The sequence below is a fragment of the Stenotrophomonas sp. SORGH_AS_0282 genome, from assembly GCF_030818125.1.
In the GTDB taxonomy this organism is placed as follows: Bacteria; Pseudomonadota; Gammaproteobacteria; order Xanthomonadales; family Xanthomonadaceae; genus Stenotrophomonas; species Stenotrophomonas rhizophila_A.
This window is the reverse complement of record NZ_JAUTAB010000001.1, coordinates 1,729,622-1,755,717: the sequence shown is the minus strand read 5'-3', so window position 1 is coordinate 1,755,717 and position 26,096 is coordinate 1,729,622. Positions and strand designations below refer to the sequence as shown.

At 67.1% G+C, this 26,096-nt stretch carries 25 protein-coding genes; 5 read left to right on the top strand and 20 right to left on the bottom strand.

Going from position 1 to position 26,096, the window contains the following annotated elements; genetic code table 11:
* Position 1: 1 nt before the first annotated feature.
* Genes QE395_RS07730 through QE395_RS07720 form a run of 3 tightly spaced genes read right to left on the bottom strand, consistent with a single transcriptional unit; the run spans position 2 to position 1,064 of the window.
* Positions 2-220: a hypothetical protein gene (locus tag QE395_RS07730; protein ID WP_306988326.1), complete on the bottom strand. Its 219-nt coding sequence runs from the start codon at positions 218-220 to the stop codon at positions 2-4.
* Positions 217-543, bottom strand: coding sequence for a hypothetical protein (locus tag QE395_RS07725; RefSeq protein WP_306988324.1), 327 nt, complete (start codon positions 541-543; stop codon positions 217-219). Before QE395_RS07725 ends, QE395_RS07730 begins: the two co-directional genes overlap by 4 nt.
* The gene (locus QE395_RS07720; RefSeq protein WP_306988323.1) at positions 543-1,064 is read right to left on the bottom strand and encodes a hypothetical protein; all 522 of its coding nucleotides are present in this window, start codon (positions 1,062-1,064) and stop codon (positions 543-545) included. The genes QE395_RS07725 and QE395_RS07720 overlap by 1 nt, the downstream gene beginning before the upstream one ends.
* 113 nt (positions 1,065-1,177) lie before the next feature.
* Here QE395_RS07720 and QE395_RS07715 point away from each other — a divergent pair, with 113 nt between their 5' ends.
* From QE395_RS07715 to QE395_RS07700, 4 genes are all read left to right on the top strand, one after another.
* Positions 1,178-1,393, top strand: a complete 216-nt coding sequence (locus QE395_RS07715) for a hypothetical protein (RefSeq protein ID WP_306988321.1) — start codon at positions 1,178-1,180, stop codon at positions 1,391-1,393.
* Between the two features lie 60 nt (positions 1,394-1,453).
* The gene (locus tag QE395_RS07710; protein WP_306988319.1) at positions 1,454-1,948 is read left to right on the top strand and encodes a hypothetical protein; all 495 of its coding nucleotides are present in this window, start codon (positions 1,454-1,456) and stop codon (positions 1,946-1,948) included.
* 70 nt (positions 1,949-2,018) lie between these two features.
* Positions 2,019-2,495: a hypothetical protein gene (locus QE395_RS07705; protein WP_306988317.1), complete on the top strand. Its 477-nt coding sequence runs from the start codon at positions 2,019-2,021 to the stop codon at positions 2,493-2,495.
* Between the two features lie 68 nt (positions 2,496-2,563).
* Complete coding sequence (locus QE395_RS07700; protein ID WP_306988315.1) at positions 2,564-2,770, top strand: hypothetical protein; 207 nt, start codon at positions 2,564-2,566, stop codon at positions 2,768-2,770.
* On the opposite strand, the gene QE395_RS07695 is transcribed toward QE395_RS07700, so the two are convergent.
* The 16 genes from QE395_RS07695 to QE395_RS07620 all read right to left on the bottom strand — a co-directional run bounded on the left by QE395_RS07695 (position 2,717) and on the right by QE395_RS07620 (position 22,267).
* Entirely contained in the window at positions 2,717-4,972 is a 2,256-nt protein-coding gene (locus QE395_RS07695; protein WP_306988313.1) for a hypothetical protein, read from the bottom strand. The genes QE395_RS07700 and QE395_RS07695 overlap by 54 nt on opposite strands.
* Positions 4,972-7,452 (bottom strand): methyl-accepting chemotaxis protein, encoded by a 2,481-nt coding sequence (locus QE395_RS07690; protein WP_306988311.1) that lies wholly within the window; start codon positions 7,450-7,452, stop codon positions 4,972-4,974. Before QE395_RS07690 ends, QE395_RS07695 begins: the two co-directional genes overlap by 1 nt.
* Positions 7,453-7,636: 184 nt before the next feature.
* Complete coding sequence (locus QE395_RS07685) at positions 7,637-8,521, bottom strand: AraC family transcriptional regulator (RefSeq protein WP_306988309.1); 885 nt, start codon at positions 8,519-8,521, stop codon at positions 7,637-7,639.
* A 503-nt stretch (positions 8,522-9,024) separates the two neighbouring features.
* A complete protein-coding gene (locus QE395_RS07680) occupies positions 9,025-10,851 on the bottom strand; it encodes a methyl-accepting chemotaxis protein (protein WP_306990452.1) in 1,827 nt (608 codons plus the stop codon).
* 203 nt (positions 10,852-11,054) lie between these two features.
* Complete coding sequence (locus QE395_RS07675; protein ID WP_306988308.1) at positions 11,055-13,289, bottom strand: PAS domain S-box protein; 2,235 nt, start codon at positions 13,287-13,289, stop codon at positions 11,055-11,057.
* A gap of 161 nt (positions 13,290-13,450) precedes the next feature.
* Positions 13,451-15,826: a Tex family protein gene (locus tag QE395_RS07670; protein WP_306988306.1), complete on the bottom strand. Its 2,376-nt coding sequence runs from the start codon at positions 15,824-15,826 to the stop codon at positions 13,451-13,453.
* Between the two features lie 111 nt (positions 15,827-15,937).
* A complete protein-coding gene (locus QE395_RS07665; protein ID WP_093535956.1) occupies positions 15,938-16,153 on the bottom strand; it encodes a hypothetical protein in 216 nt (71 codons plus the stop codon).
* 130 nt (positions 16,154-16,283) lie between these two features.
* Entirely contained in the window at positions 16,284-16,736 is a 453-nt protein-coding gene (locus tag QE395_RS07660) for a hypothetical protein (RefSeq protein WP_083214167.1), read from the bottom strand.
* Positions 16,733-16,939, bottom strand: coding sequence for a PspC domain-containing protein (locus QE395_RS07655; protein WP_068852656.1), 207 nt, complete (start codon positions 16,937-16,939; stop codon positions 16,733-16,735). Before QE395_RS07655 ends, QE395_RS07660 begins: the two co-directional genes overlap by 4 nt.
* 88 nt (positions 16,940-17,027) lie before the next feature.
* Entirely contained in the window at positions 17,028-17,408 is a 381-nt protein-coding gene (locus tag QE395_RS07650; protein ID WP_249832641.1) for a YfeK family protein, read from the bottom strand.
* On the bottom strand, positions 17,408-18,475 hold the full coding sequence (gene phaC, locus QE395_RS07645) for a class III poly(R)-hydroxyalkanoic acid synthase subunit PhaC (RefSeq protein ID WP_068852663.1): 1,068 nt from the start codon (positions 18,473-18,475) through the stop codon (positions 17,408-17,410). Before phaC ends, QE395_RS07650 begins: the two co-directional genes overlap by 1 nt.
* Positions 18,472-19,464 carry a class III poly(R)-hydroxyalkanoic acid synthase subunit PhaE gene (gene phaE / locus QE395_RS07640; protein WP_249832642.1) on the bottom strand — a complete coding sequence of 331 codons (993 nt, stop codon included), beginning with the start codon at positions 19,462-19,464 and terminating at the stop codon, positions 18,472-18,474. Before phaE ends, phaC begins: the two co-directional genes overlap by 4 nt.
* On the bottom strand, positions 19,461-20,075 hold the full coding sequence (locus QE395_RS07635) for a phosphatidylcholine/phosphatidylserine synthase (RefSeq protein ID WP_068852670.1): 615 nt from the start codon (positions 20,073-20,075) through the stop codon (positions 19,461-19,463). The genes phaE and QE395_RS07635 overlap by 4 nt, the downstream gene beginning before the upstream one ends.
* Positions 20,076-20,296: 221 nt before the next feature.
* Positions 20,297-20,785: an 8-oxo-dGTP diphosphatase gene (locus QE395_RS07630; RefSeq protein WP_249832643.1), complete on the bottom strand. Its 489-nt coding sequence runs from the start codon at positions 20,783-20,785 to the stop codon at positions 20,297-20,299.
* A 61-nt stretch (positions 20,786-20,846) separates the two neighbouring features.
* Positions 20,847-21,359: a DUF1249 domain-containing protein gene (locus tag QE395_RS07625; protein WP_093535966.1), complete on the bottom strand. Its 513-nt coding sequence runs from the start codon at positions 21,357-21,359 to the stop codon at positions 20,847-20,849.
* Positions 21,360-21,445: 86 nt separating this feature from the next.
* Positions 21,446-22,267, bottom strand: a complete 822-nt coding sequence (locus QE395_RS07620; protein ID WP_068852678.1) for a pyruvate, water dikinase regulatory protein — start codon at positions 22,265-22,267, stop codon at positions 21,446-21,448.
* Between the two features lie 144 nt (positions 22,268-22,411).
* Between QE395_RS07620 and ppsA the strand changes: the two genes are divergently transcribed.
* Positions 22,412-24,790: a phosphoenolpyruvate synthase gene (gene ppsA, locus QE395_RS07615; protein ID WP_095362685.1), complete on the top strand. Its 2,379-nt coding sequence runs from the start codon at positions 22,412-22,414 to the stop codon at positions 24,788-24,790.
* A gap of 68 nt (positions 24,791-24,858) precedes the next feature.
* Here the strand turns inward: ppsA and QE395_RS07610 are convergent, their stop codons facing one another.
* Positions 24,859-25,971 carry an alkene reductase gene (locus tag QE395_RS07610; RefSeq protein ID WP_249832644.1) on the bottom strand — a complete coding sequence of 371 codons (1,113 nt, stop codon included), beginning with the start codon at positions 25,969-25,971 and terminating at the stop codon, positions 24,859-24,861.
* Between the last annotated feature and the right edge of the window lie 125 nt (positions 25,972-26,096).

Sequence of the window (26,096 nt, the reverse complement as noted above, 5' to 3'; positions counted from 1 at the left end):
GTCAGCCTCCCGCAGATCGGCGACTGCCGATGTTGAAATAGAACTGGATGATCCCGCCCATGGCGGTGTTCAGCCCGCCGATGAGCATCAGGAACGCGTCCTTGTTTTGCTCGGGGATGGTCACGGCCAGCATCGCGGCCATACCCATGCCGATCAGGAACAGGATCAGCGTGGCAATGCCGGCACGGGCAGCACCTACGTTTCGGGACGCGAAGGTCATGCGGCCATCCTTGTAAGTTCGTGAACCTGCTTCATCGCCCACTCGTACAGCGGGCGGTCGACGATCAAGATGCGTTCGTGGTTCTTGCCGCGCAGTGCCACCGTGTGGATCCTCGTGGACTCCTGCAGCGCCAGGACGATGAAGGCAACCCGCTTCTTCAGCGGGTCGGTTTCCTGGATGAGGTCGATGGCTTCTTCGACCATCGCCTTGATGTGGCCGAGGGCGGTGGGTGTGATCGTCCCGGACATGCCCCGGGGCTCAAGCATGTTGAGCGTGGCCCGCAGCTTCGAGATAGCCGCGTCTTTGGTGCGCTTGCTCGGCATCAGGCGGCCAACCCGAACAGGCGCTTCGCCTTATCCAACTTCTCCCCGCGATCAATCAAGCCGTTCCGGCCGCCGTTGATCGCCTTCGTTACGCCGACGAGGTCGTCTGCCCTGGCCATGGCTGGGATCTTCGGCCGCGCGACCGTCCAGTACCAGCCGGCGGCGTCCACCGCGTCGGGCAGCTCAGCGAGCATCCCCGGGTTCACGACCACGCGCTCGTCGCCGTACTTCCAGAGGCTGTAGGTCCGGTAGTTGGCCCGGCCGGTGACCTGGATCAGGCCCCTCCCCTTGAACCGCTTCCCGTCGCCGGGCTGTGTGTTCTCCAGGTCCTTGCGGCCCTCATAGGCGGCGCCGCTGGCGTACTCCGTCGCGGTGCGGAAGCCGTCTGACTCATGAGCCACCTGGGCCAAGAAGTGGGCCTTCTCCAGCGGCGTGACAATGCCAAAGCGGATGCAGGCCTCTTCGAGGGCCTGGGCGTATTTGCCTGCCCCCATGGCGGCTGCGACGGTTTCGGTGGACATGGGCAGGCCCCTGATTCTGATGGGGCCATGCTGCCGGGCCAGGGAGCTGGTTCAACGGACGGTGTAGGATGCGGCTAGGCCCTGGATCGGCCGGGGCAGCCAAGGAGATGGAGATGAGCAACGACCCTCAGCAGGAAGCAGCGCAGATGCAGCTCGTACAGCAGATCTATGCCGCTGCCGCAGCACAGTGCATCGCCGTGAAGGCAGGTCCGTCCTTTGAACAGGTTCTAGACCAGTCTATAGAGGCTGCGCGGGTGTTCGCCCACCAGATGAATTCGGGTAAGCCCAACATCGACAGTTATTTAGGCGCGCTGCGCGGAATGAAGTAACCCTGATGCGAACCGGCGGCCGAGCGCGGCCGGCATTACGATTCAGCCAAGGAGAAGGTGATGAGCTTTCCGATTAGTGTGTTCGTCAAATCCACGGCAGAGGATGTGCCCAAAGGCGGCCTCTTCTTCGCTAAAGGGAATTGGTGGTTCCGGTGCGACTTTGAGACCCCAAACGGTCCTAGAAAGAGCATTCTCTCGATCGCTGGGCCGAACCACGGGGCTATTTCGAAGGCTGATGGCGCCATCGGCATCACCTTGGCGCCAGATCACGAATGGGTGTTCCGGGTTAAGGATGTTGCCGGCGCCGCGTTCAGTGACTCGCCAAAATCCGGAACCATCGTCGTGGAAGAAAGCGGGCAGCCCGTAATCTGGGGCCACATAATGGGTGTGCTTGAGCACCGCCACGGTTTCACCATCGCCGGTGACCAGGTCCCGATATACAACGAAGCGGATGGTTACCCCTATCTCCACTACGCCGCATATCAGGTTTGGGTGATCGACCCGGAAGGCCGCGTCGTTGGCGCGGAGCCAATCTTCCAAACTGCAGCCGTCTGACCACCGTCACGGCCGGCCGTGGGTCGGCCCTTTCCGCCCTGCAATGGCCAGGGCTACCAAGGAGCAGGTAATGAGCTATCCGGCAAATGCGTTTATCCGTTGTGCGTGCGAAGAAGCGCCAGACGGCGCCCTCATTTTTGTCCGAGGTTGGTGGACCCTGGCTGGGCAAACAATTACGCCCCACCAGTCGAACCCAAAAACTATAATTCTGGCCGGTGATGACGTTGGCGCTGTCTACGGCAGGTTTTCGGATCGCGGTCTGTGCACCGCCCCTGGGGTGAAAGTGGAACTCCGCATTTCTCAGCCGGAGGACATCACCACCGATGGCAGCCGGCCGACACGGGCCGCACTGGTAATCCCCGATGAGGGAGGCCCGCAGATCTGGGGCCACATCCCTGGCGCCGAGGGTTACCGAGCCGGCTTCGGTCTGGACGGAATATCCGTCCCACAGGCTGATGGCTCCCCCTTCTACTACCAGCGGTATGAGGTATGGCTGACCCGTGACGGCAAAGCCCTTAGCGACAAGCCCCTATTTACGGTCGGTTGACCTGACGTTGCACCGGCTGCCCCACGCAGCCGGTGCTACCATCCCGCCAAGAACTTGAGGACCATCCCATGAGCGCCCCCTGGGACAAGAACCCTGTATCGCCAGAAGCGAAATCGTTGGTCGATCGAGACCGAGCCGCGCGTAACCTCGAAAAATCGATGCCGCGCCGTTGGTGGCACGACATCGTTTTCGGCTGGGCCGGCCTACTGATTATTGCCGGCCTAGCGGTCGCCTTGATCGCCACCATCTTCGGCATGTGGGGGGCTTTCCGCTAAATTGGCGGCAGCCTCCGCAATGTCCTGATCGTCGTTCTCCTTGGCGATCCGCTTCAGCACGTTGATCTGCGCCGGCAGCGCTCCCACTGGACGATCTGTCGCCTTTGCGAGCCACTGCACCCAACGTGGATTGGTCATCAGCCGGGCGGCCAGGTTGCTCGTACCGCCACTGGCCAGCAACCCCCCCGTCATCAAGGCACTTCCCGACATGATCGCGGTAGCCAGGGACGCACCATAGGCCAGCGCCGCGCCGCGGTTCGCCGTCCCGCTCGGATTCTTGAACACCTCGGAGCCTGTCTTGATGCGCTCCGCGACCCTGGCCACCTTGTCCATGTTGTCGCTGAATTCCTTGCCGTACCGGCCGAAAAGCGTGCGCCACGCTTCCGGGCTGATGTTGCCCCAGTTAGTCAGGAACGTGTTGGGGCTGAAGGCGTCGCCGGCGGCATTCTGCGCGCCAGGCGTGGCCAAGCCCATGCGCTTGATCACCGCGGCGCTGACCGCCTTCTGGCTGTCCTCCGGCAGAGAACGCATCACCGCGCGCAGGGTCGTCGCGCCGTCCTTGGTTCCGGCCATCGCAGCCTGGAACACCTTCTCCGGACCGCCGTTCTTGTCGACCACGCGCTCCAGCGTTTCCAATCGATCGGCAGATGCCTTGAAGTAGTTGCTGGCTCGCTTCACGGCAGCCACTGCAGCAGGCCCTTGCGCCTGTGCGGCCGATTCCAGGTCTTGCGACAGGGATGCGTAGAGCCGCTTCAACTGCGCGGTGGGCCGATCGGTGGAAAGGGAGAAATCCGACAGTTCCTCACCGATCTGGCTGCGGATCCGCTTCACCGCCTCGTAGGGGATGCCCGCCTGGCCAGCCTGCTGCGCGGCGGCCACGTCCTCAGCCAGAGTGTCGGCCATACGCTGGATCTTCGGGCTGATCTGCGCAGCGGTGGTGGCCTCGGCGCCTGCCACGGGCGTGGTCAGCTCCGCCAGGGCACGCTCCGTGTTCGTCACTCCAATCCGCGTGTCACTCGGAATGTGCTGATCTGCCTGCCAGTACAGGGCTTTGCGCATGGCATTGGTGTTCTTTGCGAACGTGTCCACGCCGCGCTCGATCGCCCGCCCTGCACGCTCGCCGCTGATGTTCTTGGCGAGCTGGTTGCTGATGTCAGCAAGCCCCTCCCCGATCTGCTCGTTCTGCTGTTCGGCGAATTGGCGCATGACCCCGCCGCTGGTCGGGCCGCCGCTGAGTAGATTTTCCAAGCCCTGCCGCGACCAGGCGCCGGTTCCTTGGCCGACCGAAGGAGTGGCGCCAAGAGATCCGAAGTCGTCGATCGCCTGCTCCAGCGCCACCCTGTTTCCTTCGCCACCACGCAGGGTGCCGCGCAGGGCTGCAGGTGCACCTGCAGCCACGGCGGAAGGGGCAAGGCCGCCTACCAGCGCTGCGGCGATCTGCGCACCAGGACCGTATCCGCTTTCACGGACTGCGCCGCTTGCGCCAGATCCGGTCGCTGCACTGATGGCCTGCAGCACGGGCTGCGCAGTGAGGATATCCGCCCCGCGCTGGGCAAGGCTTGGCGCGCTGCCGGCCACCTGGTGCAGCGGTGTCGCTGCGGCGCGTGCCGGGTTGATGAGGGCGGCCTGACTGGTGGCGACCGGCGCTACCCGCAGCGCAGGTGCGATTCCTGCCTGCGCTGCGCGAGCAGGAGCTTGCGCGGCAGCGCTGGCCAAGCCGCCAGCCCCCAGGGTCAGGCCCGTACCGGTCAGCGCCTCACCGATGTCGCCGTAGATGCGGTCGCCCGCGGTCTGCGCCTGGGGCAACCCGATGGCATCAGCAAGACGCGACGCGTTGTCGCGGAAGCTGGCCACCGGCCGCCCGGTCAGCTTCGTTTCCAGCGCGCCGAGCGCGTCCCCGCCGAGTGCACCGATCAGGCTGCCGGTGCCCTGCAGTACCGAGCGCGCGCCGAACAGCGCGTCACGCAGCGGGCCGGCCATCCAACCGTCGGCCTGCCGGCCGTCTGCGGTGCTGTCGACCGTGGCCGTGACCCCGCTGAAATCGGGGCGCTCGGCTTGGACCGCCGGCAGGTCCGTAATCGGCAGATTGGCGCTGACCTGCTGGTAGTCGTCCCACGGCCCGCGTTCGACGGTCGGCGCGGCAACAGCGTTCGCCGGTGCACCTGCGCGGACCTGCTGGTATTCCTCCCAAGGCGCGGCCATCAGAGACGCTCCCAGCTGCTGCGGTCGGCAGGATCACCGCCGGTGTAGCGATAGCCGCCCCGGGTGGTGCCGATTGCCGGAGCCTGGCCGGTGGTCGGACGGACCCCGCCACCCACCTGCATGGGTGCGGCTCCGCCGAACGCTGCTGCAGCGCTGCCGCCAGTAGGATTGGCCGGCAATGCGCGCCCTGCCCGCGCGCGCAGGTCTTCGATGTAGCCAGCCGCCCCCGCCATCTTCTGGCGCTTCACCGCTTCGGAATCGCCGCGCTGCGGCGTCAGCTCGGCGACCTTCTGCCGCGCTTCCGATTCATTGACGCCGGCGCCGGTGGCCGCGCGCAGCAGCGCTTCGGACAGGGACGAGGACGCATTGGAGTAGCGCTGGCGCTCCGGGCTCATGCTGCGGTTGGCCAGCTCTTCGCTGGGCGAATACTTCTCGAAGAATCCGGGGGTGTCAGCGTCATTGAAGATCGGATTGCCCTTCGCATCACGCATCGGCGTCCCGTCAGACTTCTTTACCGTCATGGCGTCCTGCATGTTGGCAAGGGCACGGTTGGCCTGGCCCAGCCAACCAGCCGCCTTGCGCTCGTCCTCGCTCGGCGCGCCACCGGATTTGTTCGCCGGATCAGCCGGGCCGCCGGGGATGAATTCGAGTCCCCCCGCAGCGTTCCAACGGTAACCGCTGGGCGCCTTGCTCGACGGCCGGCCGCCACCGCCGCCCAAGACATCGGCGCGGTCCAGCGCCATGCCCTGCCGAGTGCGCGCCGCAGAAGCATTCGAGCTGTTCGCACTGGCGTAGCTGGCGGCAGCCCGCGCCGCGTCCGCAGCGATACCTGCGCGGCCCTGCTCGGTGGTGCTGATGCCGCCGCCACCCTCCAGGAGCCTGTTGTTGATCAGGTTCTGGCCCTGCACCGAAGCGAGCTCGACCGGACCGTTGGCCACGCCCATGAGGTAGGCGTTGCCTCCGCCGAAATCCCCGGCCAGGGCCCGGCCAACGGCGCCTTCGCGGAACCCCCGTTCCTGGGTGTCGCCCAGGTAGCCGCTCAGCTTGGTCGGGTCGTAGCCGGCGGCAAACGCGCTGGCCAACAGATCTGCCTGCGGCGCGGAAATGCCAGCTGCGATCGCCGCCGGCGCGAACGCGATGCCGTCGATCACGCTGATGATGTCGACGATGCGGCGCGACGAGGCGTTGATCAGGCTCATGGTGGTGACCACCTCGCTGACCACCCTGCCCCCTTGTGCGGCCACGTCCACCGCGCCGCCGGCCAGCTGGCTGGCCTGTCGGGCATCCTCGGCGCTCTGCCGTACGGTGCCTGTCAGGCCCTGAAGCGATACTGCGGTTTCCTCCAGCGACGCGGCCTGCTGTTCGGTGCGCTGGGACAGGTCGGCATTGCCGGTGGCGATCTCGCTGGCGCCCAGCGCCACCGCGTCGGCGGCAACGCGGATCTGGCCGATGACGCTGCCCATGGTCTCGACCATGGCATTGATGCCCTCGCACAGCTCGGCGATGGCGCCGGTCTTGTCGCCGGCATCGATGCGCCTGCCCAGGTCGCCGGCCTGGGCGGCGGCAACCACTTCGCGGGTCTGCGCGACAGCAGCCGCCAGCGCCTGCGCATCACGCACCTGCGCGCTGATGTCGGTGGCGTACTTGACCACTTTGAACGGACGGCCGTTCATGTCGAAGATCGGGTTATAGGACGCCTGGATCCAGATCTCGCGCCCGCCCTTGCCCAGCCGGCGGTACTGGCCGGCGTCATACTCGCCCCGGCCAAGCTTCTGCCAGAACTGCCGGTATTCGGCGCTCCGGGCGTACTCGGGTTCGGCGAACATCGAATGGTGCTGGCCGCGCACTTCCTCCAGCGCGTAGCCCGTGGTGGCCAGGAAGTTGTCGTTGGCCGACAGGATGCAGCCGTCCAGGCTGAACTCGATCACCGCCTGCGAGGTATTGATCGCGGCCAGCTGGCCGGCGAAGTCGGCCGCCTGCATCTGCTGGGCCGTGATGTCGGTGGCGAACTTGACCACTTTGACCGGCCGGCCGCTGCTGTCGAACACCGGGTTGTAGGACGCCTGGATCCATATCTCGCGGCCGCCCTTGCCCACCCGCCGGTACTGGCCGGCATCGAACTCGCCGCGACCGAGCCGCGCCCAGAACTCGCGGTAGGCGCTGCTGCGCACGTGCTCCGGGTCGACGAACATGGAATGGTGGCGCCCGCGGATCTCCTCCAGCGTGTAGCCGAGGGTCTGCAGGAAGTTGTCATTGGCCTGGAGGATGGTGCCCTCCAGGTCGAACTCGATCACCGCCTGTACCCGGTGCAGCGCAGCGACCTGCGCTTCAAGTTCGGCATGGCGCTGGGCCAGGGCGGTGCTGGCCTGCCGCGTGGCCCGCGGCGAGAAGGCGAGCGCGCCCAGCGAGCGCAGGAAAGACGTGGCTGTGGAGGCACCGGTGCGGGGGGACGCCGGCGACTGCAGGGCTGCGATGGACATCGATGTTTCCTCGGTTCCAACAAGCTCAATGGGCTACGCCGGGCGACATGCCCGGGGTAGTACGCAAGAACGCTTGGGGACTCACGAAGACCGCCGTGGTGCTGGCGTCCCTTCCGTGGGCAAAACAGATCGACTGCATATCCGTCAGCGGCACCCGCCGGGAAAACTTTAGGGCGATATCGGCTCAGCGCCTGCGCGTGGACGTGGCCCCGGTCGCCGACGGTTTGCCGCCGACGGCCCGGGACAGCTCCTGTGCCGGCTGCAGGCCGAACATGCGGGCATACAGCGCCGCCATCCGCCCCAGGTCCCAGACCCCGAACCGTGAGCAGATGCCCGTGACCGTATCGCCTGGCGCGGCCGAGCGCAGCGCGCTGCGGATCGCATGCAGGCGCTCGACGAGATAGAACTGGTGCGGCGCCATGCCGAACAGGTCGTCGAACGCCCGGTTGAGCGAACGTTGCGAGGCCCCTACCGCGAACGGGATGTCCGAAAACGCCGCTTCGCCGCGCAGGCTGCGCTGGATGTGCTCGATGCCGCGGCGGACGATCTCCCGGCGCGGCAGCGGCGGGCGACCGCGCCGGGCGACGGCAGGTTCGCCGGCGGCCTGCAGGTGGCACTGCAGCAGCAGGGCGCTGAGCTGGGCCGCGAAGGCGCGTCGCGCGCCCGGCTGCGCGAATGCCTCCGGGTCGCGGTCGTGGATGTCCAGCGCGCGCCGCACCATCCCGCCGATATCGGCGACCATGGTGGGGGTCGAGGTGATGTTGCCGGTGCGGTACAGCCGGCTCACCTCCAGTCCATCGATATGCGCGGCCTGGTCCAGCAGCAGCTGCTCGGCCACGTCGATGCACAGGAAGCGCGCAGGCACCCGGGTGAAGCCATGCACCTCGATCCGTGGCGCCAGCCAGGAGACCTCGGCCTCGCCCACGTGCTGGCCGTCCACCTCGGTCTGGCTTCCCGGCAGCGCCAAATAGGCCGCAAAACGCGAAGCGAGCGGTGCGCCGCGGTACACCACGGGGGCGCCGTCCATGCCGTGCAGCAGTATCACTTCGCCAAGGTCGAGCAGATTCAACACCCACGCGCCATCACTCCGCCCGGTAACCCGTATATGGCTGTCAATTCCCTTGACTGAATTTGAATATGCCTCGAAGTCCGGGAAAATCAGGGAGGGCATTATTTTCTAGATCGATTGAGATAACAGGAAGTAGATCGATCAATCGATCTTCGCGCGCGCCGCAATGCGGAACCGCGCCTACTCTACGGCACGTGAACAGGCAGGTGCACGGCTATTGGTCATGGTTTATTTCGTTTGATTTGGCGAACTTTACGTAGCGATCCGGAAACTGCGCCAGTAAGAATGAGCCCGCCTCGCGATGGGGTGCCTGGACGGTGGGGACTGTCCAGCACCCCGTTGCCGGGCCTGGAAAACGGCCTCGCCGGTAAAATGCGTAGTTTCTTCCCGACATAATCCCGGCACCTCCATCCGGGGTGCCCTGGCGCGGTTCCACGACGCTGGCAGCCACCACGAAAAACGGCCGGACCCCAAGGATCCGGCCGTTGACGGGGCGTCGCGTTTCAGACCAGCCGCAGTACCGGCTGTGCGCCCTGGCGCAGCGCCGTGGCCACCGCCGCATCCACCCGGAACGCCGCCACGGTCTGCAGCAGCTGGCTGGCCTGCTCTTCCATGCTGCGCGCCGCGGCGGAGGCCTCCTCGACCAGCGCGGCGTTCTGCTGGGTGCCCTCGTCGATCTGGTCGACCGCCCGGTTCATCTGGGTGATCCCCTCGCTCTGCTGGCGGGTGGCCGTGCTGATCTCCGTCATCAGGTCGCTGACCCGCCGCACGTTGACCACGATCTCGTCCATGGTGCGCCCGGCGCTCTCTACCTGGCTGGTGCCGGTACCGACCTTGTCCACCGAGTCGGTGATCAGCTGCTTGATCTCCTTGGCCGCGCCGGCCGAACGCTGCGACAGCGAGCGGATTTCCGCCGCGACGACCGCGAATCCCCGCCCGTGTTCGCCCGCGCGGGCCGCTTCCACCGCCGCGTTCAACGCCAGGATGTTGGTCTGGAAGGCAATGCCGTCGATCACGCCGATGATGTCGACGATGCGGCGCGAGGACTCGTTGATCAGCGCCATGGTCGACACCACCTCGTGCACCACCTGCCCGCCCTGCGCCGCCACGCCCACCGCGCCACTGGCCAGTTCGCTGGCCTGGCGGGCATTGTCGGCGGTGCGCCGCACGGTATCGGCCAGGTCCTTCATGGATACCGCGGTTTCCTCCAGCGACGCGGCCTGCTGCTCGGTGCGCTGGGACAGGTCGGCGTTGCCGACCGCGATTTCGCTGGCGCCCAGGGCAATGGTGTCGGCGGCAAACTTGATCTGCCCGATGATGCCGGCCATCGCTTCGACCAGCGCGTTGATGCCGCAGCACAGTTCGGCGATGGGGCCGGTTTTGTCATCGACGGCGATGTGCCCGGTAAGGTCGCCCCCCTGCGCGGCCGCCACCACCTCGCGGGTCTGCGCCACCGCCTGCTGCAGGGCCTGGCTGTCGCGGACCTGGGCGGTGACGTCGGTGGCGTACTTGACCACCTTGAGCGGGCGGCCGTCCACGTCCAGGACGGGGTTGTAGGACGCCTGGATCCAGATGTCACGTCCGCCCTTGCCGACGCGCCGGTACTGGCCGGCGTCGTACTCGCCCCGCCCCATCTTCTCCCAGAACGCGCGGTACTCGTCGCTGCCGCGATAGTCGGCGGCGACGAACATGGCATGGTGCTGGCCGCGCACTTCCTCCAGCGTATAGCCGGTGGTGGCCAGGAAATTCTCGTTGGCGCCGAGGATGCGGCCATCGAGGCTGAACTCGATCACCGCCTGCGACTTGTTGATGGCCGCGAGCTGGCCGGCGAAATCGGCCGCCTGCATCATCTGGGCGGTGATGTCGGTGGCGAACTTGACGACCTTGTACGGGCGCCCGTTCGGGTCCAGCACCGGGTTGTACGAGGCCTGGATCCAGATCTCGCGCCCGCCCTTGCCGAACCGGCGGTACTGGCCGGCGTCGTACTCGCCGCGGCCGAGCCGCGCCCAGAACTCGCGATACGCCGGCGTGGCGACCTGGGCCGGGTCGACGAACATGGCATGGTGCTTCCCGCGCACCTCGTCCAGCGAGTAGCCGAGCGCCTGCAGGAAGTTGGCATTGGCGGTCAGGATGGTGCCGTCGAGCGCGAACTCGATCACCGCCTGGACCCGGTGCAGCGCGGCGACCTGCGCTTCCAGCTCGGCCTGGTGCAGTGCGGCCTGCCGGGCGTCGTCGCGCAGCGCGCGACGAGCGCTGAACAGCGCGGCGAACGGGCGCCAGCGCGAAGCGGGGGCGGAAGCCGTGTCCGCGGCCGACAGGGGCAACTGCATGCTTGAGCTGAACATTTCCATATCCTCGATGTCCGATCAGCTGATGGGGATGCGACGCGGGTGCTGTGCGGCGCGGAATCACGTTGGCTTCGGGACCTGCGAAGACGTCTGCGGGGTGGGGCCGATTGCGAGGAAGGTATCGACCCTCGGCCATCAAGCTTGAGGTATCGGGCACGGTACTGGGACGGCAACCCTGAGCAGGTTCAGCCTGGGCCGCCTTCGCTGCTCTCGCCATCGAGTTCGGCGTCACCTGCGTCCAGGGGGTCGGGGCCACCATGCACGGGCGCTTCGACCTGCACGTTGTTCTTGCCCAGCGCCTTGGCCCGGTAGCACTGGGCGTCCGCTGCGGCGACCGCCGCATCCACGCTCATGTGGCCACCGATCGCGGCGATGCCGATGCTGGTGCCGACCACCAGGCGTCCCGCGCCCCATGGCACGCTGAGCGTGCGCACCGATTCCAGCAGGTCGCTGGCGATGCGCCGCGCGCGCCGGAGCGAGCAGCCGGCCAGGATCACCGCGAATTCGTCGCCGCCCAGCCGTGCCACGATGTCCGAATCGCGCACGCCATGCCGGAGCACGGTGGCGACCGCCCACAGCATGGCGTCTCCCGCCAGGTGGCCATGGCTGTCATTGATCGGCTTGAAATTGTCCAGGTCGATGAACATCAGCGAGGCCGACTGCCCGGTCCGTGCCACCCGGGTGATGGCCTCCTGCAGGTGCGCTTCGAAGCCGCGCCGGTTGCTCAGCTCGGTCAACGGGTCGACTTCGGCCAGGTGGCGGGCCTCGCGCTGGCGGGCGCGCTGCTGGGTCACATCACGGATCACCCACACTGTGCCACTCACCTGCCCGTCCTCGCCCTGCAGCCAGGCCCGGGTCAGGTCCACTGGAAGCAACTGGGCGCCCACCGACAGCAGCAGGTCCGAATGCAGGTCCACCGCATTGCTTTCCGCATCCAGCAGCACGGCCAGGTCCAGCGGCGAGCGTGGGGCGTATTCGGTGGTCAGCTCCATCACATCCTGGATCTGGCTGCCGGTCACCGGGGCGGCGCCCTCCCCGGCCAGCGCCCGGGTCGCGGCGGCATTGGCGTATTGGATATGCCCCGCCAGGTCCAGGGTGAGCACCATGTCGGCGACCGCATCGAGGGTCACCCGGGTGCGGTGCTCCGATTCGCGCAGCTGCTGGCCGCTGAAGCGCTGCACGGTGACGTCCTGGATCTGCGAGACGAAATGCAGTGGCTCGCCGTGCGGCGCACGCACCAGCGATACCGACAGCCGGCCCCAGACCACGTTGCCGCCCTTGCCCAGGTACCGCTTCTCCATGTGGTAGTGGTCGCGGCGCCCGGCCAGCAGGTCGCCCACCAGGGCCAGGTCGGCATGCAGGTCGTCGGGATGGGTCAGGGTCTGGAAATCAATCTCCAGCAGCTCGGCGCGCGTGTAGCCGAGAATGCCGCACAGCGCGTCGTTGACGTCCAGCCAGCGCCCTTCCAGCGACACCAGTGCCATGCCGAGCGCGGCCGATGAGAACGCACCCGCGAATTTTTCCGCCGCCAGGTAGGCCTGCTCGCGCACTTCCAGCAGCGGGGTGATGTCCACCGCCATGCCGACGTAGCCCATGCGCTGGCCGCTGCCCGAATCCAGCGGACTGATCGACAGCCGCACCTGCCGGTGCTCGCCGTCCTTGCGCACGAAGGTCCACTGGTGCGACCAGGTGCCCTGCGCGGCGTGTGCGGTGAGCGCTTCGAACACCGTCGGCAGACGCCCCTCCGCATCGGCCAGGGGCCGAAGGTAATCCTGCATTTCATGGATCTCGTGGAACAGGCCCGGATTGACCTGGCCGATCACTTCTTCCGGCGTGTAGCCCAGCAGCTTCTGCGCACCGGTATTGAACAGGTTGACCACGCCATGGATGTCGGTGGCGATCACCGCTACCTCGTCGGACGCATCGACCACCGCCTGCAGGCGCTGGCGGGTGTCCGCCGCGTCTTCGCGTGCATTCTGCAGGTCGCTGACATCGGCGTGCGCACCGGCCATGCGCAGTGGCCGGCCCTCGGCGTCCCATTCGTAGACCCGCCCGCGGTCCTGTACCCAGATCCAGTGTCCCTGCTTGTGGCGCATGCGGCACAGGCTGTCGTAGTGCGGCGACCGTCCGTCCAGGTGCTCACGCAGCAGCGCATTGGATTGCGCCAGGTCATCGGGATGGACCAGCCGGGAGAAGGTCTGCGATGTGATCGGCGACAGTTCCTCGCGGGTGTAGCCGACGATCTGCGCCCAGCGTTCGTTGACCCGCATGGCACCGGTCTGGCAGTTCCACTCCCAGGTACCCATCGCGGTGCCGTCGATGATCATTTCCAGCCGTCGGCGCTGCTCGGTGGTGTCCTGCAGCGCGCGGGCCAACGCGGCCGCTTCGTCACCGTCCGGCGGGGCGCCGTTTCGTTTCATGCGGGCACCCGGACGCCGCCAGGGCTGGCAGTGTCGCTCTGGCTCGGACCCCACTGCCCCGCCTGCTGGTCTGTCATCTGGCCTCCCGCCGCCGGTACAGCGTACCGGCATTCAACGGGAAACGGGATCAAGCCATCGTCAACCCCGTGACGAGGGCGGCCTCAACCGCCCCGCTTGGCCCGGGCGAAGGCGTCGGCCAGGGCGTTGTTGGCCGGCGGCGCACTGCTGCCCGGGCGCGGGCCGGGCGCCGGGCCACGGCCACCCTGGCGGGCGCCGCCACCGCTACCTCCGTCACGCCGACCGCCGCCGGCCGGGCGCGCATCGCGCTCGCCGGGCGCCTTGGCCGGGGCCGGGGTATCGTCCAAGCGCCGGGTCAGCGCGATGCGCTTGCGCGCCACGTCGACCTCCAGCACCTTCACCTTGACGATGTCACCGGCCTTGACCACGTCGCGCGGGTCCTTCACGTAGGTGTCGGACAACGCCGAAATGTGGATCAGGCCGTCCTGGTGCACGCCGATGTCGACGAACGCACCGAAGGCGGCGACGTTGCTGACAACCCCTTCCAGCACCATGCCCGGCTTGAGGTCCTTGATCTCTTCCACCCCTTCGGCGAAACGTGCGGCCTTGAATTCCGGGCGCGGGTCGCGGCCGGGCTTCTCCAGTTCCTTGAGGATGTCGCGCACGGTCGGCACGCCGAAGGTGTCGTCGGTGAACTGTTCGGCCTTCAGGCCGCGCAGGAAGCTGCCATCACCGATCAGCGCCTTGATCGGGCGCGCGGTGGCGGCCACGATCCGCTCCACCACCGGGTACGCTTCCGGGTGCACCGAGGACGCATCCAGCGGCTGGTCGCCGTCGGCAATACGCAGGAAGCCGGCACACTGTTCAAAGGTCTTGTCGCCCAGGCGCGGCACCTTGAGCAGGTCCTTGCGGCGCTTGAACGGACCGTTTTCGTCGCGGTGGCGCACGATATTCTCGGCCACGGTCGAGGACAGGCCTGAAACCCGCGACAGCAATGCGGCAGAAGCGGTGTTGACGTGCACGCCGACCGCGTTGACGCAGTCTTCCACGCGCGCATCCAGCGCGCGCGCCAGCCGGTACTGGTCCACGTCGTGCTGGTACTGGCCCACGCCGATCGCCTTGGGTTCGATCTTGACCAGCTCGGCCAGTGGATCCTGCAGGCGGCGGGCAATGGAGACCGCGCCACGGATCGACACGTCCAGGTCGGGGAATTCCTTCGCCGCGAACTCCGACGCCGAATACACCGAGGCGCCGGCTTCGCTGACCACGATCTTCTGCAGCTTGGCTTCCCCCAGCGCCTGGATCACTTCACCGGCGAGCTTGTCGGTTTCGCGGCTGGCGGTGCCGTTGCCGATCGCGATCAGTTCCACGTTGTGCTTCATGCACAGCTGTTTGATGGTCTGCAGCGACTGCTCCCACTGGCGGCGGGGTTCGTGCGGGTAGATGGTGTCGGTGGCCACCAGCTTGCCGGTGGCATCGACCACGGCGATCTTGCAGCCGGTGCGGATGCCCGGGTCCAGCCCGAGCACCGTCTTGGGCCCGGCCGGAGCAGCCAGCAGCAGGTCCTTGAGGTTGTCGCCGAACACCGCGATGGCCTCGGCCTCGGCTTTTTCGCGGGCCTGGTTGAACAGGTCCAGCAGCAGGTGCATGTGCAGCTTGGCGCGCCAGGTCAGGCGGCAGGCGTCGAGCAGCCAGCGGTCGCCCGGGCGGCCCGCGTCGCGGATCCCGGCCTTGAACGCCACGCGGCCTTCGGCATACACGTGACCGGCTTCGGCATCGCTGCCCGGGTCCAGTTCCAGGAACAGGATGTCCTCGCGGCGCGCGCGGAACAGCGCCAGCAGGCGGTGCGAGGGAATCTTCGCCAGCCCCTCGGCGTGCTCGAAGTAGTCGCGATACTTGGCGCCCTGCTCTTCCTTGCCTTCGGCCACGCGCGCACGGATCACGCCGTGCTCGCCCAGCCAGGCGCGCAGCTCACCGACCAGCGCGGCGTCTTCGCCCCAGCGCTCCATCAGGATCGCGCGCGCGCCTTCCAGCGCGGCCTTGGTGTCGGCCACGGCCTTGTCGGCGTCAACGAAACCGGCGGCGAACACCTGCGGGTCCAGGCCCGGGTCGGCCAGCAGGCCATCGGCCAGCGGTTCCAGCCCGGCTTCGCGGGCGATCTGCGCGCGGGTACGGCGCTTGGGCTTGTACGGCAGGTACAGGTCTTCCAGACGCGACTTGGTGTCCGCGCCGAGGATGTCGTTGCGCAGCTCGTCGCTGAGCTTGCCCTGTTCGTCGACGCTGGCCAGCACCGACGCGCGGCGCTCTTCCAGCTCGCGCAGGTAGGTCAGCCGGCTTTCCAGGTTGCGCAGCTGGGTGTCATCCAGGCCGCCGGTGACTTCCTTGCGGTAGCGGGCGATGAACGGAACGCTGGCACCTTCGTCGAGCAGGGCGATGGCGGCGTGCGCCTGGGCAGGCTGGGCACCGATTTCATCGGCGATGGTCTGGGCGATCTGCTGAGCGAGCTTGAGGTCTGGCATTGCGTCCGGCCGAAGCCACTATGCGGAAAACACCGATTGTGGCAACGCCGGGCGGCGGGGGAAACCCGTTGACATTCCCGAAAAATGCCAATGCCGACCCACGGTCGGCATCTACCGGTAATGCTGGGCTGCGCGGACCCTGACCGCCTCATCCTGCAACGACTCCAGGGCCATCACCCGGACCCTGCCCAGGCCCTGCAGTTCCATGAAGCGCTCGGTGTAGATCTCAGGGCCGACGTCGGTATCGGCACGAGATTTGGTGAAGCCGTGGGGCACCAGGCCCTTGTCGCCATCCTTGCTACCACCGACATAAAGAACGATTGCCATGTGATGTGTTCCTCCAGAAACGTCATGCAGGTACTGCCGGCACAGCTTAGCGCGCCCAACCTGACTGGTGTGTCAGGAGGCTAATGACGTTTGTTTGCATGCAGATGACGTCGCGTTACCGGCGCATTGCTTACCGTTTTTTTAACGGCCACCAGCCGTGACCGTGCAGCGCGTACAGATCCGCCGCGCGCTCGAACGGGTTGCGCGCGCTCACCCCACCGCACAGCAGGTACACCGGCAGGTAGAACGGCCCCAGCACCAGGTACTGGTAGACATGGGCGCGTTCGTGGTCATGCAGGCCGATCACGGGCTCGGTGCAGTGTCCGGCCTGGTGCGCATAGGTGCGGCAGGGGATCTCCAGGCTGGCACCGGTGTGCAGGATCACGTTGCCCAGGGTGATCGCCCCGCCCGGCCCCCACGGGTACTCACGGAACACCAGCGCACAGTCGCGCCGGCTCCAGTACGGGCGCGCGCCGGCCAGCATGCCGGCCAGCCCGCCCAGCACGCCGATCAGGGTGTTGGGCGCGGTCCAGACCGCACCCAGCCCCTGCAGCGCGCGCAGCGCCGGTGGCGGCAGGCTCAATCGGCCTCGTTGGGGATCAGCAGCCACAGCACCAGGTACACCAGGATGCCCGGGAACGCAGCCGACGCCAGCGACACCAGCACGAACAGGACGCGCAGCAGGGTCGGGCTCCAGCCGAAACGGTGGGCGATGCCGCCCATCACCCCGGCAATCATGCGGTCGTTGAGCGAACGCGACAGCGTGCGGGGGGCGGTGGTGTTCATGGCGAGGTCCTCCAACGGTAATGGGGGAACGGTAACGCAGCGGGTGTGTAGCCGATGCGTTTTGAATGGAGCGGCGGGCCGGCCCGGTTCAGCGCGGCTGGCGCAGCGCCTGCAGGCGCGCGCCGAACCACGCCGCCGCGGTCTGCTCGGGCTGGCCCGGGCAGGCAATCCGATACGCCTTGCCGCTGATGCTGCTCTGGCTGGCGGCACGCTCGATGAACTGCTCGGCGGTATCCACTTTGTCTTTTTTCAGCAGGTAATCGTACTTGCGCTGCAGGTGCGCACGCGCCTCGGCGGCATCGTGCCAGCTGCCGTTGCGCTGGAAGCGGCAGGACGAGCCGTCCAGCGCACCGATCAGGGCGCCAATCTCGCGGCGGGCCGCCTCGCTGGGCGCTGCCGACGCGCTGCCGGCGGTGGCGGCGGTTGCGGCCAGCAGCATCGCCAGCAACACGCTGCATCGGATGTCCATCAGCTGCGCTCCGCCAGCCAGGCCGAAATGGTGCCCGGCACTTCGCGCTGGGCGCGGCCGGAGACGTAGATGCCGATATGGCCGCCGCGGAAGCTGCTTTCGGTGTAGTCGGTGCTGCCGATCCGCGCGCCCATCGCGCGCGAGGCATCCGGTGGCACCAGGTGATCCTGCTCGGCGTAGATGTTCAGCACCGGCAGGGTGACCTGGCGCAGGTCGACATGCTCCTCGCCGATCGTCACCCCGTCACGCATCAGGCCGTTGCCCTGGTAGAACTGCTTGATGAAGTCACGGAAGGCCTCACCGGCCAGGTCGGGCGAATCGAAGATCCACTTCTCCATGCGCAGGAAGTCCTGCAGTGCGGCCTTGTCATCGAGGATGTCCAGCAACCCCACGTACTTCTGGATATTGAGCCGGAACGGCTTGAGCATCAGGTAACTGGCGTTCATCAGGTCGGCCGGGATGTTGCCCAGCGTGTCCACCAGCAGGTCCACGTCCACCTGCCGCGCCCAGTGCGAGAGCATGTTGTCCGGGGTCTGGAAATCCACCGGGGTCACCATGGTGATCAGGTTGGCCAGTTTCGGCTGGCGCAGCGCGGCGTAGCACAGCGCGAACACGCCGCCCTGGCAAACGCCCAGCATGTTGACCGGTGCGCCGTCGTTGGCGGCGACCAGGTGGTCGACGGCGCCCTCCACATAGCGCAGCAGATAGTCTTCCAGGGTCTGGTAGCGCTCGGAGCGGTCCGGGTAGCCCCAGTCCAGCACGTACACGTCGTGCCCCAGCGCCAGCAGGCGCTGGACCAGCGACCGGTCGGCCTGCAGGTCGACCATGTAGGGGCGGTTGACCAGCGCGTACACGATCAGCAGCGGGGTGCGCTGCACCGGCGCCTGCTCACCGACGAAGCGGTACAGCGTGACCTTGCCGTCGCGCCAGACTTCCTCGCGCGCGGTGGCGCCGTAATCCACGTCCTCCACCGACGGCAGCAGCTTCAGGCCATCCATCAGCTTGCGCTGCATGGACAGCGTTTCCTGCAGCAGGTCTTCGGCATTGAAGCCCAGGGGTCCTTTCATGGGGCTGCCTTGCGCGCACGCGGCTTGGGCGCGGCCTTCTTCGCGGGCTTTTTCGCAGGCTTCTTTTCCGGCGTGCCGGCAGCGGGCGACGGCGAGCGCCTGGTTGCCGCCGCCATGCGCCGTACCAGCCGCTCCAGTTCGGTGATGCGCCGGTGCGCGGCATCCATCTCGGTGCGGGTCGGCAGACCGAACGCCTCGCTGATCCGCTCCACTTCCTGCTGCGCCGCGCCGCGCAGGCGCATCTGCGCGTTGCCCAGCGCGGCGTAGACCTGCTGGAACGGTTCGGACATCGCGACGTTGCCGTAGGCCTCTTCGGCCGCCTCGATCCACAGGTCGAACATCGCGCGTGCACTGGTCAGCTGGTTGCCCGGCTGCTCATGCTCGGCAAGGCGCTGCTCGAACAGGGTGAACGCGTCGTCCAGCGCCTGCTTGATCTGGTCCACGTAGTCACGGGCGTGGCCCTGGTACTCCTGCTGGGCGCGCAGCAGCGCCTGCCAGCGCGCCTGGTGTTCGCGACCGGGGCCGAACGCGGGGCTCTGCAGCCACGGCCCGAGGTCCTGCTGCAGCCGTTCCAGCAGCGCCAGCAGATCCGGCCCACCGGCCTGGGTATGCCCGCGTGCGCCCTGCAGCATCCACTTGAGCAGGCCGTCGCCCTGCCCCTCCACGGCCTCGCGCCACGCTTGGGCGATGTCGGCACTGCTGCTGTCCTGGCCGGCGAAACGCGCGGCCACCTGCTGCATGGTGCCGTACCAGCCGCCGGCCTGCTCGCGGAACCGGTGCACGGCGTCTTCAGACTGGCGGTTGCCCGGGTTGGACATCAGCTGCGCCCAGCCCTCGATGGTCTGCTGCCAGGTGCCCGGTGCGGCGCCGGTGGGGTCGCCCCCGGGGGGGACCGCGGCGTGCCGCAGCGCATCGCCCCAGGCACTGAAGTACTGCCGGGCCAGCGCCTCGAAGTCGCCTGCGTCGTGGCCGCCGCCGGCGGTACTCATGGCTTGGGAATGCGCAGGGTCTTGCTGATCATCAGCGACCCTGACAGCGCGAACAGCAGCACCAGCGGGTGCAGCTGCCACGGCCCCAGCTGCCAGCGGCCGAGCCACAGGTCATGGCCGATCGCGCCCATGCTGGCGGCAACGGCCAGCACCACCACCAGCGCCAGGCTGGTCGGAATGGGCGTGCCCTCGAAGTACGGCACCTTGTCGCCATCGCCGGCCAGCGCTTCGGCAGTCACGTTGTAGCGGGCCAGGCGGCTCACCCCGCAGCAGACGAAGTAGCTCAGGACCAGCCAGTCCCAGCCGCCCTGCATGCCACAGGCATAGGCCAGCGCGGCAGGGGCCACGCCGAAGGAGATCACGTCCGAGAGCGAGTCCAGCTCGCGGCCCAGGGTCGAGCTGGACTTGCGCCAGCGCGCGATCCGCCCGTCCAGCGCATCGAAGATGAAGGCCAGCGGGATCAGCGCCATGCCGAACAGCAGGTAGCTGCGCTCGCCGTCCTGCAGGTAGCGCATGGCCGCAAACACCGCACCGGTACCGCAGAACGCGTTGGCCAGGGTGAACCAGTCGGCCAGGTGGAACTCGCGCAGCATCGTGAAGTGACGTTTCATGGAAGCTCGGTGGGCGGCAATGCCGAAAGAGTACCGCGACCGGGCCGAACCGCGACAGCCTTCACGGTTGCCGACCTTCGCATCGTACTCACGCGATGCTGACCAGCGGCGAATTTTTAGCCACCCATCTTGACAGCCATGGGGGCTGGTCGCCGCCGCGCGTTATCCACAAACTTACGCACCGGTCATCCACACCCCCTGTGGATAAGCCGCGCCTATCGTCACAGCCGGGTGAACGACCAGGACTGCATCGTGCCGTCGCGGTACGGCATCACCCCATGGAACGGGCGCGGGTCCTCGTCGAACACCAGCGGCAGGAACTGGCGGTCGCCTTCCCACAACGGCAGGGTCTCCAGCTTGTCCACGTCCACCCACTCCAGGGTGCCCTCCGGGTTCGAGGTCAGGGGCGTGCCGGTGAAGTCGTCGATGACGAACACAAAGCCAAACCAGTCTTCGCCGTGCTTGCCGAACCCCGGCCAGCTGATCGTGCCGCGCATCCGCATGGTGCCGCACTCGATCCCGGCCTCCTCGAGGATTTCCCGGCGCATGCCGGCGGCCACGTCCTCGTCGCGCTCGACCTTGCCGCCCAGTCCGTTGTACTTGCCCAGGTGCTGGTCACCCGGCCGTGCGTTGCGGTGGATCATCAGGGCCTGGCGGCCATCGGGCGACAGCACGTAGCCCAGCGTGGCCACGATCGGGGTATAGGGCATGGAGGCAACGGCTCGCAGGACACAATCGCCGATTATGCGCGATCCGTGCGGGGCCGGTCGCTCAGCCGGCCACCTGGGCGCGGCGGGTGTCGGCCGGGGCCGCCAGCGCGTTGTGGTCGCGGCGCAGGGTGGCCACGCCATGGCCGCGCTCGGCCAGGTATTCCAGCCACTTGCCCAGGAAGGTGTTCATGCGCATGCGGTGGCTGATCAGCTCGGCCGGCGGCGGGTACATGCCGACCACGTCCTGCCAGCGCCGGCCCACGTAGCAATGGGTGGTCTCGGCCTGGCGCGCATCGCGGTACAGGCGCACATAGGCCGACGGGTCGGGCTGGCCGGTCACCGGGTCGGCGAAGTCGTAGGTCAGGCGCAGTTCGACCGTATAGGGGTGGCATTCGATGACATCAAGCCGCACATCCAGGCCATCCCCCACCGAGGACACGTAGCTGCCGGGTTCCAGCCCGGCCGGCTCGAACAGCCGCACCAGGTGGCGGTAATTCTCGGCATACAGGCCCATCAGCCAGCTCAGGCGGCTGAGCCGGGGAATGCGTTCGATGCGGGGTGATGCCTGGGCCATGTCTCGATCCTACACGTTGAAGAATCAAACGTGGGGACGCGCCCGCTGCGCCGGTAGGTCACGACCGTTGGTCGTGACGCCTTCCGTTAATACAACTCGCGCTGCAGCCCCAGCGTGGTCAATACCTTGCTCGAGATCTCCTCGATCGAGGTATGGGTGGTGCTCAGGGTGGGAATGCGCTCCATCCGGAACATGGTCTCGGCCGCAGCGACCTCGCGCCGGCAGGTCTCCAGGTTGGCGTAGCGCGAGTTCGGGCGCCGCTCCTGGCGGATCTGCTGCAGCCGGTCCGGGTCGATGGTCAGCCCGAACAGCTTCTTGCGGTAGGGCCGCAGGCGGGCCGGCAGGCGGTCCTGCTCCAGGTCCTCGTCGGTCAGCGGGTAGTTGGCCGCGCGCACCCCGTAATGCAGGGCCAGGTAGATGCAGGTCGGGGTCTTGCCGGCCCGCGACACCGCCACCAGGATCACGTCGGCATCGTCGTAGTTGATGGCGATGCCGTCGTCGTGGGTCAGCGCGAAGTTCATCGCGTTGATGCGCCGGTGGTAGGTCTCGAAGTCCACCATGCCGTGCGCCTGGCCCACCCGGGAATGGCGGTTCACGGCCAGTTCGCGCTCCAGCGGCTCGATGAAGGGGGCGAACACGTCGAGCATCAGCCCCCCGCTCTCGGCCAGGATCATGCTCAGCCCGCTGTCCACGCAGGAACTGACCACGATCGGCCGGACCTGGTAGCGCTCCCCCGCCGCGCGGATCCGTTCACAGGCTTCGCGGGCCTTTTCCGGATCGTCGATGAACGACATTCGATCGGTGATGAAGCTGAACCCGGAGAACTGGGTCAGGAGGCTATGCCCAATGGTTTCAGCGGTGATACCGGTTCCATCGGATACGTAAAACACCGGACGGATCGTCGACATGCGCCATTTACCCCCTCTGAAGCTTAAAAAGGCCGACGATACAAGCTTGTGCCGACGGCGGTATGCCCGGCATCATATCGGCTTCTTCCTACGGACGTGGCCATCCAAGCCCGCCTCGGGCGATGGCCAAACGGAGCATCGCGCTTGAACGAGAATATCCTGTGGTTGCACGAACTGCGCCTGGCCGACCTGGCCCGCGTAGGCGGCAAGAATTCGTCGCTGGGCGAAATGATCGGCAATCTTGCCGGTCTGGGGGTATCCGTCCCCGGCGGTTACGCAACCACCGCTGAAGCCTTCAAGGACTTCATCGCGCACAACGATCTGTCCAAGCGCATTTTCGACAAGCTGGCCACGCTGGACGTGGAAGATGTCGCCGCGCTCACCGCTGCCGGCAAGGAAATCCGCGGCTGGGTGATCGACGCGCCGCTGCAGCCGCAGCTGGACCAGGACATCCGCAGCGCCTACAGGCAGCTGTGCGACGAAAACGGCGGCGGTGACGTGGCCGTGGCGGTGCGCTCCTCGGCTACCGCCGAAGACCTGCCCGATGCCTCCTTCGCCGGCCAGCAGGAAACCTTCCTCAACGTCACCGGTGCCGACGATGTCGTGCACAAGGTCAAGGAAGTGTTCGCCTCGCTGTACAACGACCGTGCCATCGCCTACCGCGTGCACCACGGCTTCAAGCACGAAGACGTGTTCCTCTCTTCCGGCGTGCAGCTGATGGTGCGCTCGGGCGTGGGCTCGTCCGGCGTGCTGTTCACCCTGGACACCGAATCGGGCTTCCGCGACGTGGTCTTCGTGACCTCCAGCTTCGGCCTGGGCGAAATGGTCGTGCAGGGTGCGGTCAACCCCGACGAGTTCTACGTCTACAAGCCCACGCTCAATGCGGGCAAGCCGGCCATCCTGCGCCGCTCGCTGGGCAGCAAAGCGATCCGCATGGTGTATTCGGACGTGCCCGGTGAGCGCGTGCGCATCGAAGACACCCCGGTGGAGATCCGCAATACCTTCTCGATCAGCGACGAGGACGTGCAGGAGCTGTCCAAGCAGGCGCTGATCATCGAAAAGCATTACGGCCGCCCGATGGATATCGAGTGGGCCAAGGACGGCGTGAGCGGCAAGCTGTTCATCGTGCAGGCGCGCCCGGAAACGGTGAAGTCGCGTGGCCATGCCACCCAGATCGAGCGTTTCGCGCTGAACCAGAAGGACGGCAAGGTGCTGGCCGAAGGCCGCGCGGTGGGTGCCAAGATCGGTGCCGGCGTGGCCCGCGTGGTCAAGTCGCTGGAAGACATGGCGCGCGTGCAGCCGGGCGACGTGCTGATCGCCGACATGACCGATCCCGATTGGGAGCCGGTGATGAAGCGCGCTTCGGCGATCGTCACCAACCGCGGTGGCCGTACCTGCCACGCGGCGATCATCGCGCGTGAGCTGGGCGTTCCGGCCGTGGTCGGCTCGGGCAACGCCACCCAGGTGCTGCAGGACGGCCAGGAAGTGACGGTCAGCTGCGCCGAGGGCGACACCGGCTTCATCTATGAAGGCAAGCTGGACTTCGAGCGCACCACCACGGACCTCGGCAACATGCCGCCGGCGCCGCTGAAGATCATGATGAACGTGGCCAACCCGGAACGTGCCTTCGACTTCGGCCAGCTGCCGAACGCCGGCATCGGCCTGGCCCGCCTGGAGATGATCATTGCCAGCCACATCGGCATCCATCCCAACGCGCTGCTGGAATACGACCGCCAGGATGCGGCCACGAAAAAGAAGATCGACGAGAAGATCGCCGGTTACGCCGATCCGGTCAGCTTCTACGTCAACCGCCTGGCCGAAGGCATTGCCACGCTGACCGCGTCGGTGGCGCCGAACCCGGTGATCGTGCGCCTGTCGGACTTCAAGTCCAACGAGTACGCCAACCTGATCGGCGGCAGCGGCTACGAGCCGCACGAAGAGAACCCGATGATCGGCTTCCGCGGCGCCAGCCGCTATGTCGACCCGAGCTTCTCGGCCGCCTTCGCGCTGGAGTGCAAGGCTGTGCTGCGCGTGCGCAACGAGATGGGCCTGGACAACCTGTGGGTCATGATTCCGTTCGTGCGCACGCTGGAAGAAGGCCGCAAGGTCGTCGAGGTGCTGGAACAGAACGGCCTGAAGCAGGGCGAGAACGGCCTGAAGATCATCATGATGTGCGAGGTGCCGTCCAACGCGCTGCTCGCCGATGAGTTCCTGGAGATCTTCGACGGCTTCTCGATCGGTTCGAACGATCTGACCCAGCTGACGCTGGGCCTGGACCGCGATTCGTCGATCGTGGCGCACTTGTTCGACGAACGTAACCCGGCGGTGAAGAAGCTGCTGTCGATGGCGATCAAGTCGGCACGCGCCAAGGGCAAGTACGTGGGCATCTGCGGCCAGGGCCCGTCCGATCATCCGGACCTGGCCGAATGGCTGATGCAGGAAGGCATCGAGTCGGTGTCGCTGAACCCGGACACCGTGGTCGATACCTGGCTGCGGCTGGCCAAGCTCAAGGCCAAGGGCTGATAACGAAAAACCCCGCTTCGGCGGGGTTTTTTGTGTTCAGGCTCCGCGTTGACACGCGTGGCGTGTCACTACGCTTCGATTGTTTCGGCGCTGGGGTAATCGGTGAAACCGGCTTCGGCGCCGCCGAAGAACGTTGCCTTGTCCGGCGCGTTCAACTCCAGGCCCTGCTGCAGGCGAGCCGGCAGGTCGGGGTTGGCGATGAACGGCCGGCCGAAACCGATCAGGTCGGCCCAGCCCTTGGCCAGCGCTTCCTCGGCGCGCTCGACGGTGTACTTGCCGGCGTAGACCAGGGTGCCGCGATAAATCATCCGCAGCGCTTCCTTGAACGCCACCGGCATCACCGGGGCGTCCTCCCAGTCCGCTTCGGCGATGTGCAGGTAGGCCACGCCGATGCTGTCCAGGATATGCGCGGCGGCCAGGTACGTGGCCTGCGGGGTGTCGTCGACCGCGCCTTGCAGGGTTGTCAGCGGGGCCAGGCGCACGCCGAGGCGGTCAGCGCCTACTTCAGCGGCGACCGCTTCGGCCACTTCGCGCAGGAAACGCAGGCGGTTCTGCAGCGAACCACCGTAGCCGTCGGTACGCTGGTTGGCCTGCGAATCGATGAACTGGTTGATCAGGTACCCGTTGGCGCCATGCAGTTCAACGCCGTCGAAGCCGGCGTCGATGGCGCGGCGGGCGGCCAGCGCGTAGTCGCGCACGATCTGCGGGATTTCGCTGGTGTCCAGGGCGCGCGGCATGGAGTGCTGGACCATCTCGCCTACCCCGCCCTGTGGGCCGGCGCCCGCGACGTCGACGAAGACCTTGACGCCTTCGGCCTGCAGGGCCGAGGACGAAACCGGCGCGGCGCCGTTGGGCTGCAGGTCCACGTGCGAGACGCGGCCCACGTGCCAGAGCTGGGCGAAGATGCGGCCGCCGGCGGCGTGCACGGCATCGGTCACGCCGCGCCAGCCGGCAACCTGGGCGTCATCGTGGATGCCGGGGGTCCAGGCGTAGCCCTGCCCCTGCGGGCTGATCTGGGTGCCCTCGCTGACGATCAGGCCGGCCGAGGCGCGCTGGGCGTAGTACTTCGCCATCAGCGGGGTGGCGACGTTGCCGGCAGCGGCACGTGAGCGGGTCATCGGCGGCATGACGATACGGTTGGGCAGGGTCAGCGGGCCGAGGCGGTAGGGGGTGAAGAGCATGGGGGTTCCTTGCTGGAGACTGTGGCAAGGATGGGGATGGCGTGGCGATGGCAACAGGCCTGTTCCGGCAAAACAGTTGTGCCGTGGATGCAATGATCGAACGCCAGGACCGCCTGGCACACGCA